Raw genomic sequence first — 17,481 nt, 5'->3', positions numbered from 1 at the left:
AGAAAGAACATAAAGGATGCCGCTGCTATCAGGGCTAGGGCATTTGTCGTTTCAATTCGCTATAACAATGGTGAAAATGTATTCCAATACATAAGCTATCTTGTTAGTCATTCAGGATTAAATATATTAATTTTAGAAACTTGCTCTTTCCCGTAAAAACGCGTTTCACAATCGAAACTTTAACCTCTTTCATTTCTACTACATAAAAAAGTTACCTAAATTTGGAGCTTACCCATTCCAGTTAAAGCAAACTACAAAAAACCCCAATAAATTAAAAAAATGGAAAAACCTACTATAGCATCAAGCAGCATTACTTTTTTAAAAAATCTAGAAAAGAACAACAACAGAGACTGGTTTTCCGAAAATAAAACACAATATACGACAGCACAAAGTAACATTGTTGCGTTTGCTGACCAACTCATAGTACTAATGAACGCTCATGATGCTATTGAAAATGTGTCTGGAAAGAAAAGTCTGTACCGTATTTATAACGATGTCCGTTTCAGTAAAGACAAAGCACCTTACAAACCTCGATTTGCGCTAGGTTTACAAAGAGCAACTAAGTTAAAAAGAGGGGGTTATTATTTAAACATACAACCTGGTAATAACTTTCTAGCGGGCGGGTTCTTTTCTCCTAATCCTGATGATCTTAAAAGAATAAGGAAAGATATTGAGCTAAATCCTACAGCGTGGCGCAAAATTTTAAACTCAAAGGAAATCAAAGATAATTTTGTGGAATTAGCAGGAAATAAAGTCCCAACTTCGCCAAGAGGTTTTTCTAAAGATCATGAAGCCATCGATTTAATTCGGTATAAACAATTTATCCTTAGACATGATTTTACAGATAAAGAGATAGTTGATCCCCAATTTATTTATAAGGTAAATGAATTATTTAAATCTGTACGACCCTTTTTTGACTACCTAAGTATTGTTCTTACAACTGATTTAAATGGAGAAACTAAAATCTAGAATAGTACGTAGGGTTCAAGTGCCTCAGCATTCATAAAAAAGTCAAGTAAATAGATGTAATCATTACATATTCTCTCTCCATAAGCTCCTTCTTATCGAGTCGTATCTAACAAATACGCTAATTAAACCTTTGCTGATTTGTAAATTTACGGTGTGAAAAAATCCAAAGCTACACCTATAAATGCCCAATTATAGTATTTTAAACTATATTTGAACTCTCAAAAAATAAAACAAAAAAACATGTTTACCCTAGAACAAATTAAACAAGCACATGATAAAGTCCAAACGGGTGCTGATTTTTCAAATTATATCCAAGACTTAATCAATTTGGGTGTAAAAGGATACGATACCCTACTCAACGATGGTAGCGTTGCCTATTATGGCAGCGATGACTACTCCGTGAGCACTGATAAAAAATATGACGTAATTAAGATTGCTTCAACTGCAAATAAAGAACGTTTTATAGAGTTTTTGGTAATGCATCAAGACGGACAAACTGATTATTTTACTTTTTGCCAACAGGCAGCCCAATCTGGAATTGCTAAATGGCGTGTGGACATCATCGAAATGACCTGTACTTATTTTGATCCAGCAGCTGATGCCATCTTGATCGAAAAAATCCCTACTTAGCCCTTCGCGCTCTATAAAGAGGGTTTTTCAATGGCGAGATTTCCATTCTTCTATTTCTTGTAATACATTAAAAGACAAAATATAAGCATAAAAAAAACGGGAATAAATCCCGTTTTTTTTTATTGTCTTTGTTAATCAACCTTTAAAACTTAAAGTTTAATCCCGCTGTAAATGTAGTTCCGCTAAATCCAAATTGATTTACTTCCCATGCATACTTAAAACGACCTCCTAAATCAGTAACAACATCTCCTTTTGGATCCAATTTGTCTGGATACACATTGAATAAATTGTTTACCATCACATTAGCAGATATAGTACTTGTAAATTTATAAGCAACTCCTAAATCTGTAATAACCTTTCCTGCGAAAGTTTGATCTTTAGAGATATCAGTAGCATGTTGCCATGTAACTTCACCAAAATAAGTGTTATTAAAAATGAAAGTTGTTTTTTTCAAATCATAGTTAGCTCCTAACAATACTTTTGTATTAGGTCTTGCACTTAGAATTCTACCTTGCTCCTTACGGTTAAAAATATCATATCCGTTAGCTTTCAAGATAGCGGGTGTAGCAATTTGTCCGTCAATTTTAGTATTAGCAATATTAGATGCTAAACTAAGTCCAAGTTTACCAGTTCCTATTTCTAAGTTTTTGTAATTCAAAACAACATCAACACCTTTAGTTATTGTATTAACTGCGTTGATAAAAAACTTCATACTAGTAATATCATTAGCAAGTAAAACCTGTTCAACCGGGTTTGTAGTTGTATCATCTCCGTCAAAGCCAACCTCTCCAGAAAACAACACACGGTCTTTTACCTTTATATGGTAGAAGTCAAGCGAAGCAGAAAAATTAGGACCTGATCTAAAAGTAATTCCTGTAGATATGTTTTGTGATTTCTCAGCATGCAATTGAGGAACACCTAATCCAATAACCGCTGGATCAACATTGTTAAAAGTTCCTTGGTTAGAAATTGTACCTCCAGAAACAAGAGTTTGAATATTACTCAAATAAATTTGGTGCAATGCTGGAGCTCTAAATCCTGTACTATACGACGCACGTATAGCAACATCATTATTAAGCTTGTAACGAGAGTTTACTTTCCAAGAGACATTATCCCCAAAATCAGAATAATTCTCATATCTGATAGATCCTCCTATTAAGAAAGCCTCTGTCATATCGTAATCTAAAGTAGTGTACACACCAAAGTTGTTACGATCTTTTTTTAATGCATTAGCAGGCTGTAATCCAGGGAATGACTGTGCGCCACCTCCTACATAAGATTCTTCCTGACCCGCTCTAGCTTCAAACTGTTCTTTTCTTAATTCTGTTCCAAAACCAAAAGTTACTTTATCAAAAGTTCTGCTAAAATCAGCATTACCTACTAACTGACTGAAAGTATAACCACCAACATTAAATTCAGTAGGACTATTAGCTCCCAAAGATACATTCAATGTATTACCCACTGTGTAATCTACCTTATTAGAACCAGCTGTTAAACTGAAATCTGCATTAAAACCAAACACAGTAGATTTTATCCCAATAGATCCTAAATTATCGAATACATCTGTATTAAATGTAGGTTGGAATCCATTATAAGTAGTCCCTGCATCGTGTAATAAATTATTTGGATCTGAAACCCAGTAAGGTGCTCTGTATAAAGCAAAACTAGTTCCTTTTCTAATATTTACATCTCCAAACGCATACAATGTTGTATTATCAGAAAGTGGGTATTCGGCATTCACTACTAAAGCTCCCATTTTAGAATCAGGTTGTCCAATAGTCATCCCTAAATCAGGATTTCTACTCAACCAGTCTCCCCATTGTGGATCGTTTGCAGCTACACCAAATAAATCATCTTTACCAGGCTTTGCTGCTCTGTTCGTTTTATTTTGATCTAAATAAGAAAGATTAAAATTTACAAAACCTTTATCAGCAATTTTAAATCCTGAATTTAAATCCGCTCCAAAATTGAAACCGTCTCCTTGAGAAGTTACTCCTGAAGTAAGACTAACTTCAGTAAAGTTAGTTTGTTTTTTAAGGATAATATTCACTACTCCTGCAATAGCATCTGAACCGTATTGAGATGAAGCTCCATCACGCAGTACTTCTACTCTTTCGATAGCAGAGAACGGAATACTTTTCATATCTGTTCCTACCTCTCCTTTACCTGGAGTATCGTTTATGTACACTAATGCACTTTGATTTTTTCTTTTTCCGTTTACCAAAACTAAGGTACGGCTTGGCCCTAATCCACGTAAATCTGCTGGGTCAAAATGCGCTGTTGCATCAGAAATAGCTTGAGTACTTGAATTAAATGAAGGGATTTTATAGGCTAACATTTTATCAAAAGTCACCTGTCCGCTTGATTTAAGATCTTCAGCGTACAACTTATCAATAGGCACAGCAGAGTTTAATACACTTCTCACTTTTGATCTGTTTCCTGTAACAACAACCTCATCTAAACTGTTATTAGGATCTAATTTGAAAATAATGGCAGCACTAGCACTAGTTACCTCAATACTTTTATTTTGAAATCCCACATATTTAGCGATTAAAGTAACCGGAAAACCTTTTACCTTAATTTCAAAATTACCGTTCCCGTCTGTGGTAACTCCAGAAGAAGTTACTTTATCGACAACATTAGCATAAGGCAAAGCTTGCCCATTCTCATCCATCACAACCCCTTTGATTGTTTGGGCATTCATAACTGCGGGGCCTATTATCATAAATAATATGCCTAATAAAAAATGGTTAAATTTCATAAATAGTTTTTTTTGTTTTTTTTATAAACTAGAGAACAAAGCTATCCATTTTTGTTAAAGAAACCCTAATGAAATGATATATTTATTTAAAAAATTAAAAATATCACATTTCGGCTTTTTTTTATATAAAACCCTTACAAACGTTGCTATTTTTCAAATTAAATAGTCCTTATAATTTTGCAGAATGGTATGTAAATTTCACGTTATTGGATTAAAAAGGCAATTAAGTTTAGTTCCTCCATTCTGCTCTATTTTTATATTCATAACAGAAGGATTCTAAATGATTCATCCTCATAATCTTGGGTTTAGTTTACGGCAAAAAAAAATCGCATAAAAAAATACTTTTTATGCGATAGTAAGTAGGATAGTTTAAATCAATCCGGATGAAGTAGCCGGCTAAACTTCCCTTATTATAAAAACTATTTAGTGTCTTTGATACATAGCGCATTTCGCTAAAAAAGAGAAAGCAATGTTTATTACCACGGAATAGGGTTGTAATCTTTTAAGAATTTTCCGCACCAATGCTTTCCTGTATTAATACCGTCAAACAAAGGGTCCATTACCCGTGCTGCACCATCCACAATATCTAAAGGGGGTTGAAAATCTTCAAGCTCTTGTTTCTTTTTTGCTAATTCTGCAGGATCTTCGTCGGTTACCCAACCCGTATCAACTGCATTCATGAAGATTCCGTCTTTTGCCAATTCCCCTGCGGCGGTGTGCGTAAGCATATTTAAAGCCGCTTTGGCCATATTAGTATGGGGATGACGAGCTTCTTTAAAAAAGCGATGAAACTTTCCTTCCATTGCCGAAACATTGATGATGTGTTTTTGTCCAGTATTGTCTTTCTTCATTATTTCCGAAAGGCGGTTACACAACACAAATGGCGCTACTGAATTCACCAGTTGCACTTCAATCATTTCTGTCGTTTCAATTTGTCCCAATCGCAAACGCCAACTATTCGTTTTTCTTAAATCTACTTGCTGTAAATCGGCATCCAACTCTCCTTCTGGGAACACTTCATTTGCTACAAGCGTATTGTCAAAACTATACGGAATCTGAGATAATTTGGCGGAAGCCCGTAAACCTATTCCAGGTTCCGGCCCATGCCAAGTAACCGGCATATTTTGATTAGAAGAAGCTCCTGTGGTCAATACTTTTAATTCCTGCAAACAATCGGTATGATCTAGTAATAAATCCTGTGCCTGCTTTGGTAACGCACTTATCGGTCTCTCTTCGTTTGCCATTAAATGGGTATAGAATCCAGCCGGTCGTCTCACCGTCTGTGCTGCATTATTGATAAGAATATCGAGACGCTCGTATTTTTGCTCAATAAAATTGCAAAAAATCTCTACACTAGGAATGTGTCGTAAATCCAATCCATGAATTTTCAAGTTGTGTCCCCAATCCATGAAATCGGGTTCTTTAGAAAAACGCAATGCTGAATCCACGGGGAAACGTGTCGTTGCAATAACGGTTGCTCCACCACGCAAAAGCATTAAGGTAATGTGATATCCTATTTTTAATCTGGAACCAGTTATAATCGCTATTTGTCCCTTTACATCCGCAGTTTGAAAACGTTTGGCATAATTAAAATCTCCACAATCAGTACACATTGTATCATAAAAGTGGTGCATTTTAGTAAATGGCGTTTTACATACGTAACAATTTCTGGGCGTTTCCAGTTCTACCTGTTCTTTGTTAGCAAGATCGTTATAAGCCAAAAGTTTTGGCGCAACAAATATACTTGCTTCCCTAGCATGACGAATTCCAGTTTCTTTACGGGCGGTTTTGTCTTGCTTTTCCTTTTTACGTTTGGCAACTAACCTTCCGTCTTTTTTACGTCGGGAAAGTTCGTCTCTATCTGGTCTAGAAAACATTCCAGCCGCTTTGATTAAAGCCGTCCTTTGGTCTTTCTCAATATCGAATATCTCGTCGGTATTCGAATTTAATTGTGCCAATATGGCGATGCATCTATCAATTTCATCTGAAGTTATTGCGGTCTTAGGCACTATTTCATCTTTCGTCATCATAAAAAACGGGGTCAATCTTGGCTAAAATACCAAGGGCGCAAATATAGTTTTAATATCTTTTCCGTACTCGCTTTTTTTATGATAGTACTAACAGCGCAAAAAGAGTATATAAATTGGTCAATTTTCCGAAATTATCTTCCTCCGACAAGGACAATTTTATATTATTAAAAAATTAAATAATACTGTTTAAATACAACAGTACTATTTTATAAAAACTCCCGTTTTTTCCTATATTTACGCTTACGGAACATTCGTTTGATCGAGCAGTAGCTGCATAGGTACCGAACACCATGTAATGGCAATAAAGTGACTTTCTATAACTATTTTCTACAAAAAACGGTTAAAAATCATCCCTTGCACTACATCTCGACGAAAGCGCCTCAACCTCAACTAATAAAAACAAGTTAAACTTTTAATTTAAAATTACAATGGCATCTTTTAGTAAACAATTATCCTTTCGTTGGTCAGATTTAGATCCTAATTTTCATGTGCGCCACAGCGCGTATTACGATTTTGGTGCTCAGCATCGTATCGAGATTCTGGAAAGTCTTGGCTTGACCATGAAAGTTTTACAAACCAATCATTTTGGTCCAATACTCTTTAGAGAAGAATGCGTTTTCAGAAAAGAAATCGGACTTTCGGACACCATATTTATGCATACTAAAATTTCTAAAATGAGACCCGATGCTTCCCGTTGGTCTATTGTGCATGAGTTTAAGAATGAAGAAGATAAATTGTGTGCTACAATAACTGTTGACGGTGCTTGGATGGATACAAAGCTTCGAAAAATAGCCAATCCAACTCCTGAAATAGCAATGGAAGCCATGAATAGGATTCCTAAAACAGAAGACTTTATTGCTCTTTAAATTATTGAGATTCCAAAACCTGCAAATTGTATTCTTAATTTAAGAATGGAATTAAACGGTTAAAAATAACAACAAAATGACTAATTATCAATGTTTTGCACTGATAATTAGTCATTTTTATTTATATTAGTTCAATTGTATAGAAATGACCTTAATCACTCATCCCCACAACTGATTAGAGTAATGAAACAAATTACTATAACCTTTAACACTGGCAAATGAAACGTAAAATTGGTATTGCATTATCAGGAGGTGGCGCTAGAGGTATTGCCCATTTAGGCATTCTAAAAGCGTTAGAAGAATTTGGAATTATACCCACTCATATTTCAGGAACTAGCGCAGGGGCAATTGCAGGTGCATTTTACGCTGCAGGCTATTCTATCCCTGAGATAGTAGCGATCTTAAAAAAGGGACAAATTTTTAATTTTTCTAATATTCTAATAAAGCGACAAGGGTTCTTTGCTATGAAAGGGTTTAATGACATCTATCGGGAATGCTTCCCAAATAATTCTTTTGAGGACCTCAACATACCCTTGTATGTTACCGCTACTGATATATTGAAAGGAGAACTTGTTTACTTTTCTTCAGGAAATTTATCTCAGGCGTTAATGGCTTCTTCTTGTATTCCTTTAATTTTCCAACCTGTAAGTTACAACGACAGTGTGTTTGTGGATGGTGGAGTACTTAATAATTTCCCCACTGAACCTTTAACCGGTCAATGTGATATTATCATAGGTAGTTATGTTAATTCAGTCAAGAAAGAGTTAGATCAAGTTCATATGAACAACATCGTTGACCGCTGTTTTCATTTGGCTATGAAAGGTTCTGTTCAAAGTAAAATAGACAGTTGCACTTTATACATCGAGCCACCAAACATGAGCCAATTTAGTCTTTTCAACCTAAAAAAATCGGATGAGATTTATGATTATGGTTATCAATATGCACTGACTTTCGAAAAACAAATAAAAGAACTAGACCTTGATATGTAGATGTCATAAAAATATTCAGCCTGCCTATATTGCTTTTTAGATTTCAAGGACAATTATTTTAAGGTTAATTATTACTGTTTATTTTTTTAATTTGTTTAACACTCAAAATTTTACTTTTATAAATTTAATGTGTAAATTTGAGTACTTCTCGAATTTAGTATTGCACATTTTGCGCAATTAAAATGCCTTTTATAGCAGTGCTTTTTTATTTTAAAAATTCAATTTCAATAATACTAACCTTAAAAAATAGTAACCATGGAAATAAACACTCAATTTGTACAAGCAGAAACAAAAAATACAGCAGATGCTTTAGTGTCCGAAAAATTAGAACAATTAGCTAGACACTATGATTGGATAATTCGAGCTGATGTTAAATTTAAAGAAGAAAAAGTCACTTATGGGAAAGGCAAGATATGCGAAGTTATGTTGAGCTGCCCTGGTCCGCGAATATTTGCCTCATCTAATGAAGATAGCTTTGAAGCTGCAGTTGCAGAAACTGTTAGAGATCTAGAAGTACAATTAAAAAAGCGTAAAAGTGAGATGCAAGAGCATTAAAAGAAATTAATAAATCCGGTAACTTGTTTTGGTATGTTGCTTTGTGATTTTTACCAAGTTTAAAATAGAGAACTACAATCATCAAAGGTTGTAGTTTTTTTATACTTTTATAATCGATTGTAATCAATACCCAAATATTTTACTAAAAAAAGAGAAGCACCCAGCTGAAATAACCTAAGCTTTACTTTGTTGAGTTTAAGATTAAATTCATTACTCTCAAATCATACTAATCACTTCTTTAAACCAATATGATTTTGGCTAACAAAACCTCCCAGCATATATTAAGTACATCGGCTAACCTACTCGGTTTTTGTCTGTTTGTAATCACCTCACTACACATGACTGATACCTCAAAAGACAGCCTTATCGATGAGTTCACCTCTATTGTTGCCTTAGCATTAACCATTTCGTCACTTTTGTCTTTTTTTTCGATACGAACGCAGAAATTAGAGAAAGAAATCCGGCTTGAAAAATTGGCTGATAATTTTTTCATTAGTTCCCTAGTTGGAATTTTTGCAATAATCTTATTTATCATTGTGATGTATTGGAATCAATAAAACTACTAATGTTGCTGAAGCGATGAAACAATTAAAATAAAATTACAAAACACCATAAAAAAAAGTCAATAGAAAACTATTAACTTTTTGATTTTTTTATTGGTTCTATTACTTTCTAGACCCTTCTTATTAAACTGACAACAAATAGCAGTACGACAGCTCCTAAAACAGCGGTAACTACACTTGCTACACTAAAACCTCCCACTACGGCACCGGAAATCCCTAGTTTTGCGCCAAGCCAGCCTCCTAAAAAACTACCTATTATGCCAACAATTATGTTGCCGATAATACCGAAACCGCCACCGCTAATAACTAGACCGGCTAACCATCCTGCAACTACCCCTAAAAGTAACCACACTAAAAGACTTTCTCCTGACATATTTAAATAATTTAAAATATTAAACAATTATTCTACTTCTACGTAACGTTAAAGTTACTTAAAAAAGGGTTTGATTTATAAATAGTATAAAAGTATCCTTGTCAATTACTTTATTATTAGCACCTAAAACACTAAAAAAGAGAGTAGTAAACGCTATTTTATAGTCATAAAAAAGCACTTCCTTTGACATCTATTCAAAAAATAGTCGTAAATTAGTAATCTACTAAAAATTAGCTCCAATCTGTTTTTCTACTTCCTACCGCTGTATTAGTGTTTAATTTATAAACTAATACTTTTTATTTGTTTAATCTTATAAATCAAATATCATGGATAAATTACTTTATGATCGTTTAGGAGGCTCCGCAGGAATAACTCAAATTGTAAACGAAGTTGTGCAGGCGCATATGAATAATCCTGCCATAAATGCACGGTTTCTTCCTCTTAAAGAACAACCAGAACATTTAGCATCAATCACGAAACACACTATTGAATTTTTTAGTGCTGGAAGTGGAGGCCCGGAAACCTACTCCGGAAAAGATATGCTTACTGCACATACCGGAATGAATATAAGCCGAGGAGAATTTACACATGTCATTGATGATATACTAGGAGTTTTGGAAAAAAAACAAATTGATGAAGAATCTAAAAAAGATGTCCTCGCAATTCTATGGTCCTTAAAAAGCTCCGTAGTCTCCCTATAATGCTATATGTTTACAAATTAAGCACTACCATATAAAAATAGCTTTATACAAAGTTGGTATTTACAACACTCAACAACTACTTAAAATTGTAAGCCCATCTATTAGTTATAAATGTAAATTATTTTCTTGTTTTCATATCGAAGAATTTTCACTTACCTTTAAGTACATTTTCTACTATGGATACATTCTATCATATACTTAAACTCAGTGCAGGTATTGGCCTATTTCTATTTGCAATGTATTTACTGGAGGAGTCTTTAAAAAATCTTTCTGGAAGGAGTTTCAAGCTCTTTTTACAACGCATTACCAAGAACAAGATTGGTGCAGTAACCGGTGGAGCTATCGTGACGGGTGTTCTTCAGAGTAGTTCTATGGTTTCTTTTATGGTGCTGGCTTTTGTGGGCGCAGGTGTATTTACCATGAGAAATGCGATGGCTATTATTCTAGGAGCTAATCTAGGAACGACACTTGACAGCTGGGTAGTCGCTACACTTGGATTTAAAATGGATATAGAAGTAGTTTCCTATCCCGCTGTTTGTGCTGGAGGTGTTCTTCTTATTTTGTTTGGAAGCCAAAAAACCTATAGATATATTTCCTATTTTCTTTTTGGATTTGGTTTGTTATTTATTGGGCTTTCCTTTATGAAAACATCCATGGAAGCTCAGGTAAAAGTTTTTGATTTTTCACAATATGCTTCGATGTCATTGGCCGTTTTTTTACTCATTGGTTTTATCATCACCGTATTGGTGCAATCCAGTTCGGTAACAATGGCACTTACACTGAGTGCGCTTCATGTTGGGGCTATCAGTCTTCCAATTGCTGCTGCTATAATATTAGGTTCGCAAACTGGAACCACCATTAAAATAATGCTAGGCGCTATCAATGGTAGCGCTTCAAAAAAGCGAATCGTATTAGGGAATTTCCTTTTCAATGTCTTTGTCACCCTTTTTGCTTACCTACTATTATCTCCTATTCTATTACTAATTACTGATGTTTTTAGTGTCAAAGACCCTCTCGTCGGTTTGGTTATTTTCTCTAGCATAATTAATCTAGGTTCCATTATCATCTTCTTACCCTTACTAGATAAATTTACTCATTTTCTAGAGCGTTTTTTCAAAGAGTCTGATAGATCTGTAACTGCTTTTATCGGGCATGCTACAACAGCGGAGCCCATGACAGCATTAGACTTATTTAAGAGGGAAACCAACTATTTCATACACAATTCTATGTTATTCAATTTAGAACTCTTTAAAATTGACACACGTTACATCAGTAAAAATTCTGACTATAAAAGTATTAACGAAAAGAATAATTTTTTCATTAATACAATAGAAGAAAAATATGATTTTCTGAAGCAGTTACAAGGCGAGCTACAGGTGTTTTATATAGAATTAAGGCCAAAATTACAATCAGAGGAATATTCAAATGTTAACCAATTAATTTCTGCGGTGCGCAGTTCTTTACACTCGGTAAAAAGTGTCAAGGATATTGGCACTAATATTACTAATCTCCGACATTCATCAAAAGATATCAAGTACAATTTTTTCATCCACCACAAACAAGAAACAGAAGCTTTGTACCGCCAGTTTAATGCCCTTATCACTCAAGAAATACCCGCTAGTTTTGAAAATCTACAAGATGTTTTTAATATCATAAAGAGCAATTATACTTCAGCACTCAACAATTTCTATACAGAAGCACAAAATGCAGCTTTAGAAAAAATTGACATTACCACGGTCATCAATTTCAACAGAGAACTATTTACCTCTAACAAAGCGATGTTGATGTCCGTAAAAGATTTTTTATTAAAAGAAAAACAAGCTCAGGAATTCAATGAAGTTCCTGTCTATAAAACGTAGGAAAGTAGAGGCTTAGTGCCATCCTTTTCAATCGTTTTGAACTAGCGAAAAAAACCTACAAAAGGAAAAATGCATTTGCTATGATTCAAATCCAATAATTTTATAATATAAACTTACTTTTTTATAAAAGAGTGCGGATATAAATTTTCATCTTTGTAGTTAATTCAATTTTGAATTATGGCAGATATTGAGTTTTTTGATAAAAAATAGCACCATTTGAAAGAATATTTAAAAAAAGGTTTAAAAATTTTCCAGTGGACAGTAGGAACAATCATCGTATTATTCCTGTTGCTGCTAGTGCTTATCCAAATCCCATACGTGCAAAATTTTGCAAAGGATAAAGCAGTAGTTTACATTCAAAATAAAATCAAAACTAAGGTTACTATAGCTAAAATCGACATTGGCTTTCCAAAAAAAGTAATACTGGAGGGTGTATATTTTGAAGGTCAAAAAAAGGACACACTATTAAGTGCTCATACCCTCGCCGTTGACATTAGCATGTTTCAATTGATCAATAATAAAATTGAAATCAACTCAATCGATTTTCAGGGAATAACGGTAAATATCAATAGGGATTCTACCTCCGTATTTAACTTTGACTACATCATAAACGCGTTCTCATCCCCAGACAACCAAGATCCAGACACAACTCCGATGACATTTTCACTGGAAAAAATTAATCTGGATACAATAAACCTAAAATATACAGATGCCTTTTCAAAAAATGATCTGTATATCAAACTACAGCATTTAGAAACCCGCATCAAAACTTTTGATCTAGAGGAGATGGACTTTGAAGTGCCCAAAATTAAGATTAAAGGACTGAACCTTAAATTCAAACAAGGTATAACACAAACAACGACTCAGGTTGATAATGCTCCTCAAAGCACGTACAAACTTCTATTAGGCGAAATTGATCTTTCTAAAATTGCGGTCGATTATCAGGACGATGCCAGTAAATTAAACGCTACTATCTCATTAAAAAAGGGACTAGTTAAGTTTGATAAAACCGATTTTTACAACCATTTTTTCCTTATTGATGTCCTCAATTTATCAGATGCAAATGGAAAAGTTGCCTTTGGTAAATCAGAAAAAAAACTCGTAAAAAAAGAATCGGCCGAAACTGCGAGCAGGGATTGGGATTTTAAAGTCAGGGAATCCAATATCAAAAGGGTTGACTTCAACTATGACAATAACAATATTGCTGCGATACCAAGAGGATTTGATTACAACCATTTAAAATTACAATCACTGAGCATAGATGCCCAGGACATCCACTACAGTTCTGTTAGCACCTCCGGGAAAATAAGTGCCTTTAAAGCAAAAGAACAGAGCGGTCTAGACGTTCAGTCTTTTAATGCGGATTTTTTCTATGGAAAAACGAATTCATTTCTTAAAAATTTATATTTAAAAACGCCTCAAACTTTAGTAAAAGACGAAATCCTTATCGGTTATCCATCTATTGCAGCTATTAGCGATAATTTAGAAGAATTAAGTATTAATGCCACTTTGAAAAAAAGTAGCCTAGGATTTAAAGACATTTTACTTTTTGTTCCTAGTTTAGCCAATACAGTACCTTTTAAGGACAATCCAAATGCAATACTTCAGGTAAATAGCAAGGTGTTTGGTAAGTTAGGAGCAATTGAAATTCCGAGTTTAGAAATTAGCGGCATAGGTAATACAAAAATTGTGGGTAGCGGAACCATAACTGGTTTGCCTGATACTCAAAAAGCTTATTTTGATTTGGACATAAAAGAATTTGCATCTACCGCAAAGGATTTTAATGCGTTCCTTCCAAAAGAAACTATTCCGAATTCAATTAGTTTACCTGCAGCATTTACTGCCATTGGAACTTTTAAAGGAACACTCAATAATTTCGCTACTAATTTGGTATCGGAAAGTAGTTTTGGTCCAGCCAAAATCAACGCCTTATTTGACCAAAGAATAAAAAACAAAGAAAAATACGATGTCAAAACAGAACTCGAAAATTTTGATTTAGGAAAGCTGATCAAAAATAATTCAATTGGAAAATTAAGTTTAAATGCAACTTTAAAAGGAATTGGATTAGATCCAAAAACAGCTGATGCTTCTATAAAAGGAACCATAGGGAAAATCAATTATAATAAATACAACTATACTAATCTCGATCTTAAGGGAACGATTAACAACGGTCTGTTTCAAGCCATTGCCGATAGTAACGATCCTAATTTAACGTTTGACTTAGTGAGCAGCGGAAGTTTTAAAGACAAATACCCTACTGGAAAAATAAAGTTAAATGTCGATGTTGCCGACCTCGAGAAACTTAATCTACATGCTGGACCTATGAAGATACGAGGTGTGTTAGACGCAGATATTCAGTCTGTTGATCTCGATTATCTTAACGGGAAATTTAACATCGTTAATCTAACTATTGCCGATGAAAAAGAGCAGTTTGTGATGGATTCTATTACTATGATCGTGACTTCTGCAGCAGACAAAAATGAGCTGCTGTTTAAATCCCAATTTTTAAATGCGGAAGTAGAAGGAAAATACAAATTGTCAACTATAGCAGATGCTTTATCAAATTCAATAGCGAATTATTACAATCCAAGTCAGTCTAGCAAACCAGGTACTGCTGAAAAGCAACAACTGAAATTTAAAGTTGGAATTTCAGACAGTCCTATTTTTGTGAAGTTTATTCCAGAACTAAAAAGTCTTGAGCCTATTACCATAACCGGAAGATACAATACGGTTAATGATTCTATAATCTTGAATGGTGCTATTCCTAAATTAGTCTATGGTGGTAATACAATAACAAATGGAGTTCTAAATATAGACACAAAAGACAATGCTTTAGTTTACAATCTTGTGGTTGATGATATTCAAAACAGCCAATTCCAATTGCCTTACACTTCTATTTCTGGGAAAGTGCAAGACAATACCGCCAACTATACCTTGCAATTAAAAGATTTAAAGGACAAAGAAAGATACCTAATCTCAGGAACGCTAAAAGCATCGGCGGGAAATAACGAACTTTGGCTTGACCCGAAAAATCTACTACTCAATTATGAGTCTTGGAAAATGGATTCTAATAACGTCGTACGTTTTGGAGATAAAGGAATCTATGCTAATAACTTTGAGTTAAGCAAAGCGCAAAGCAGTATCAGCATACAATCACAGTCTGAACAAGCAAATTCCCCTTTGGCAATTGACTTCAAAGATTTTAAAATAGAGACCATCAGCAATATTGCAGTAAAAGGAGATATCGAAATAAGTGGAAACATCAATGGTAATGCAATCGTTAAGAACCTGAATCAATCCCCTATTTTTACTTCTGATTTGATTGTAGATAATTTTTCATTCAAGAAAGACACCGTTGGTACCGTTACCATACATATTGACAACAAAGTGGCTAACACCTACAATACCAGAGTTTCTCTCACCGGACAAGACAATCTTGTCGATTTAAATGGAACTTACAAAATAGCTGACGGAAATTTAGATATGAATTTGGATATTTCAAGATTAAATCTAAAAAGTATCCAGGGTTTCACATTGGATAACTTAAAAGAAAGTACTGGTTTTTTTAGCGGGAATTTTAAAATCTCAGGTAATGTAGACCAGCCAAAAGTTGTTGGTGATTTACTTTTCAATGACATTGGATTCAAAGTAACCCAGCTCAATTCTACCTTTAAATCCCTAAATGATAAAATTGTATTCACCGGTAATACTATCACTTTCAATCATTTTATCATAAAAGATGAAAAAGACAATGATTTAGACATCAACGGAAAAATCAATACTCAAAACATCAGCAATATTGGTTATGATTTAACGCTGGATGCAGTAAATTTTAAAGCCATCAATTCGCAGGAAAAAGACAATGATTTATATTATGGCGAAATGTATCTTGACAATCATTTAAGAATTGGCGGTACTTTTAACAACCCTGTCGTAGACGGGAATATCAAAGTAAACAAAGACACTAAGTTCACGATTGTAATGCCACAGTCTGATCCTTCTATAGCAGATCGAGAAGGTATTGTTGAATTTATCGACCAAGACAATCCACCGATGATTCAAACGAAGCTACGAGCAGATGAAGCATTAAGTAATCTAGAAATTACAGGCATCAATGCGTCTGTAAATATTGAAGTGGATAAGGACGCTGAATTATCAATTGTCATTGATAAAGCCAATGGTGATTTTTTAAAGTTAAAAGGCGAAGCCCAATTAACTGGTGGTGTGGATGCATCTGGAAAAACAACTTTAACCGGAAGGTATGAATTGAAAGAAGGAGCTTATGAAATGAATTTCAATTTGATCAAACGCAAATTTGACATCAAAAGCGGAAGTTATATTCTATGGACCGGTGAGCCAACGGCTGCTGATATCAATATCACAGCAATATATAAAAACGAAGCTGCACCGATTGATCTTGTGGGCGACCAGCTATCCAATGTGACGGCTTATGTGAGAAACACTTACAAACAAAAAATTCCTTTTGAAACGGAATTGAAAATGAAAGGTGAACTGATGAAGCCTAGTATTTCTTTTGATATCATCTTACCGGAAGGAAACAATAGTGTTTCTACAGAAATTATCAACACCACCCAAGCTAAACTGACTCAATTGCGTCAGCAGCCAGATGAGTCGAACAAACAAGTGTTTGCTCTACTCCTACTGAACCGTTTTATAGGTGAAAATCCTTTCGCCAGCGAATCTGGAGGAACTACGGTTTCGTCTCTAGCCAGAGAAAGTGCCAGTAAAATCCTGTCGCAACAACTTAATAATTTGGCAGGTGATTTAATAAGCGGTGTCGAGCTGAATTTTGATTTAGCTTCCTCGCAGGATTATACCACGGGCCAACTAGAAAATAAAACCGATTTAAATGTTGGAATTTCTAAAAAACTACTGAATGACCGATTGAAGGTTACCGTAGGAAGCAGCTTTGGCCTAGAAGGACCACAACAACAAAACCAAGACACTAACACTATAGCTGGTGACGTTACCATAGAATATCAACTCTCTAAGGATGGAAGATATAAATTAAAGGCGTATCGCATCAACAAATACCAAGTGGCGCTTCAAGGCCAGGTAGTTGAAACCGGAGTTGCGTTTGTAATTACTTTAGATTACAATGAATTTAAAGAGTTATTTCAAAAAGTCAAAGCGGAAAAGAAGAAAAACAAAGTCAAATAAAGAA

Annotated in this window: 12 protein-coding genes; 9 read left to right on the top strand and 3 right to left on the bottom strand. The window is 34.4% G+C overall.

Annotated features, from left to right (window positions below; genetic code table 11):
- The first annotated feature begins 279 nt into the window (after nucleotides 1-279).
- Together AAC069_RS07910 and AAC069_RS07905 are read left to right on the top strand one after the other, a co-directional pair.
- A complete protein-coding gene (locus AAC069_RS07910) occupies nucleotides 280-969 on the top strand; it encodes a DUF2461 domain-containing protein (protein ID WP_339919935.1) in 690 nt (229 codons plus the stop codon).
- Between the two features lie 240 nt (nucleotides 970-1,209).
- Entirely contained in the window at nucleotides 1,210-1,599 is a 390-nt protein-coding gene (locus AAC069_RS07905; RefSeq protein WP_339919934.1) for a DUF1398 family protein, read from the top strand.
- 142 nt (nucleotides 1,600-1,741) lie between these two features.
- Here the strand turns inward: AAC069_RS07905 and AAC069_RS07900 are convergent, their stop codons facing one another.
- Nucleotides 1,742-4,360, bottom strand: a complete 2,619-nt coding sequence (locus AAC069_RS07900) for a TonB-dependent receptor (RefSeq protein WP_339919933.1) — start codon at nucleotides 4,358-4,360, stop codon at nucleotides 1,742-1,744.
- A 476-nt stretch (nucleotides 4,361-4,836) separates the two neighbouring features.
- The gene (locus AAC069_RS07895) at nucleotides 4,837-6,387 is read right to left on the bottom strand and encodes an SDR family oxidoreductase (protein ID WP_339920264.1); all 1,551 of its coding nucleotides are present in this window, start codon (nucleotides 6,385-6,387) and stop codon (nucleotides 4,837-4,839) included.
- Between the two features lie 431 nt (nucleotides 6,388-6,818).
- Between AAC069_RS07895 and AAC069_RS07890 the strand changes: the two genes are divergently transcribed.
- The 4 genes from AAC069_RS07890 (at nucleotide 6,819) to AAC069_RS07875 (ending at nucleotide 9,357) form a co-directional block, all read left to right on the top strand.
- Complete coding sequence (locus AAC069_RS07890; protein WP_339919932.1) at nucleotides 6,819-7,256, top strand: acyl-CoA thioesterase; 438 nt, start codon at nucleotides 6,819-6,821, stop codon at nucleotides 7,254-7,256.
- Between the two features lie 218 nt (nucleotides 7,257-7,474).
- The gene (locus AAC069_RS07885; RefSeq protein ID WP_339919931.1) at nucleotides 7,475-8,245 is read left to right on the top strand and encodes a patatin-like phospholipase family protein; all 771 of its coding nucleotides are present in this window, start codon (nucleotides 7,475-7,477) and stop codon (nucleotides 8,243-8,245) included.
- Between the two features lie 255 nt (nucleotides 8,246-8,500).
- On the top strand, nucleotides 8,501-8,800 hold the full coding sequence (gene raiA / locus AAC069_RS07880; protein WP_339919930.1) for a ribosome-associated translation inhibitor RaiA: 300 nt from the start codon (nucleotides 8,501-8,503) through the stop codon (nucleotides 8,798-8,800).
- A gap of 254 nt (nucleotides 8,801-9,054) precedes the next feature.
- Nucleotides 9,055-9,357 (top strand): hypothetical protein, encoded by a 303-nt coding sequence (locus AAC069_RS07875; RefSeq protein ID WP_339919929.1) that lies wholly within the window; start codon nucleotides 9,055-9,057, stop codon nucleotides 9,355-9,357.
- A gap of 115 nt (nucleotides 9,358-9,472) precedes the next feature.
- Here AAC069_RS07875 and AAC069_RS07870 read toward each other — a convergent pair whose 3' ends face one another.
- Nucleotides 9,473-9,736 carry a GlsB/YeaQ/YmgE family stress response membrane protein gene (locus AAC069_RS07870; protein ID WP_074724659.1) on the bottom strand — a complete coding sequence of 88 codons (264 nt, stop codon included), beginning with the start codon at nucleotides 9,734-9,736 and terminating at the stop codon, nucleotides 9,473-9,475.
- A gap of 326 nt (nucleotides 9,737-10,062) precedes the next feature.
- On the opposite strand from AAC069_RS07870, the gene AAC069_RS07865 reads away from it, so the two are divergent.
- The 3 genes from AAC069_RS07865 (at nucleotide 10,063) to AAC069_RS07855 (ending at nucleotide 17,477) form a co-directional block, all read left to right on the top strand.
- Nucleotides 10,063-10,437, top strand: a complete 375-nt coding sequence (locus AAC069_RS07865; RefSeq protein WP_339919928.1) for a group 1 truncated hemoglobin — start codon at nucleotides 10,063-10,065, stop codon at nucleotides 10,435-10,437.
- Between the two features lie 176 nt (nucleotides 10,438-10,613).
- Nucleotides 10,614-12,296 carry a Na/Pi symporter gene (locus AAC069_RS07860; RefSeq protein ID WP_339919927.1) on the top strand — a complete coding sequence of 561 codons (1,683 nt, stop codon included), beginning with the start codon at nucleotides 10,614-10,616 and terminating at the stop codon, nucleotides 12,294-12,296.
- A 216-nt stretch (nucleotides 12,297-12,512) separates the two neighbouring features.
- Nucleotides 12,513-17,477 (top strand): translocation/assembly module TamB domain-containing protein, encoded by a 4,965-nt coding sequence (locus tag AAC069_RS07855; protein ID WP_339919926.1) that lies wholly within the window; start codon nucleotides 12,513-12,515, stop codon nucleotides 17,475-17,477.
- The last annotated feature ends 4 nt before the right edge of the window (nucleotides 17,478-17,481 follow it).

It is taken from the genome of uncultured Flavobacterium sp., assembly GCF_963974175.1.
Classification (GTDB): domain Bacteria; phylum Bacteroidota; class Bacteroidia; order Flavobacteriales; family Flavobacteriaceae; genus Flavobacterium.
Note: the sequence above shows the minus strand (reverse complement) of the source record. Positions and strands in the feature narration are given on the sequence as shown.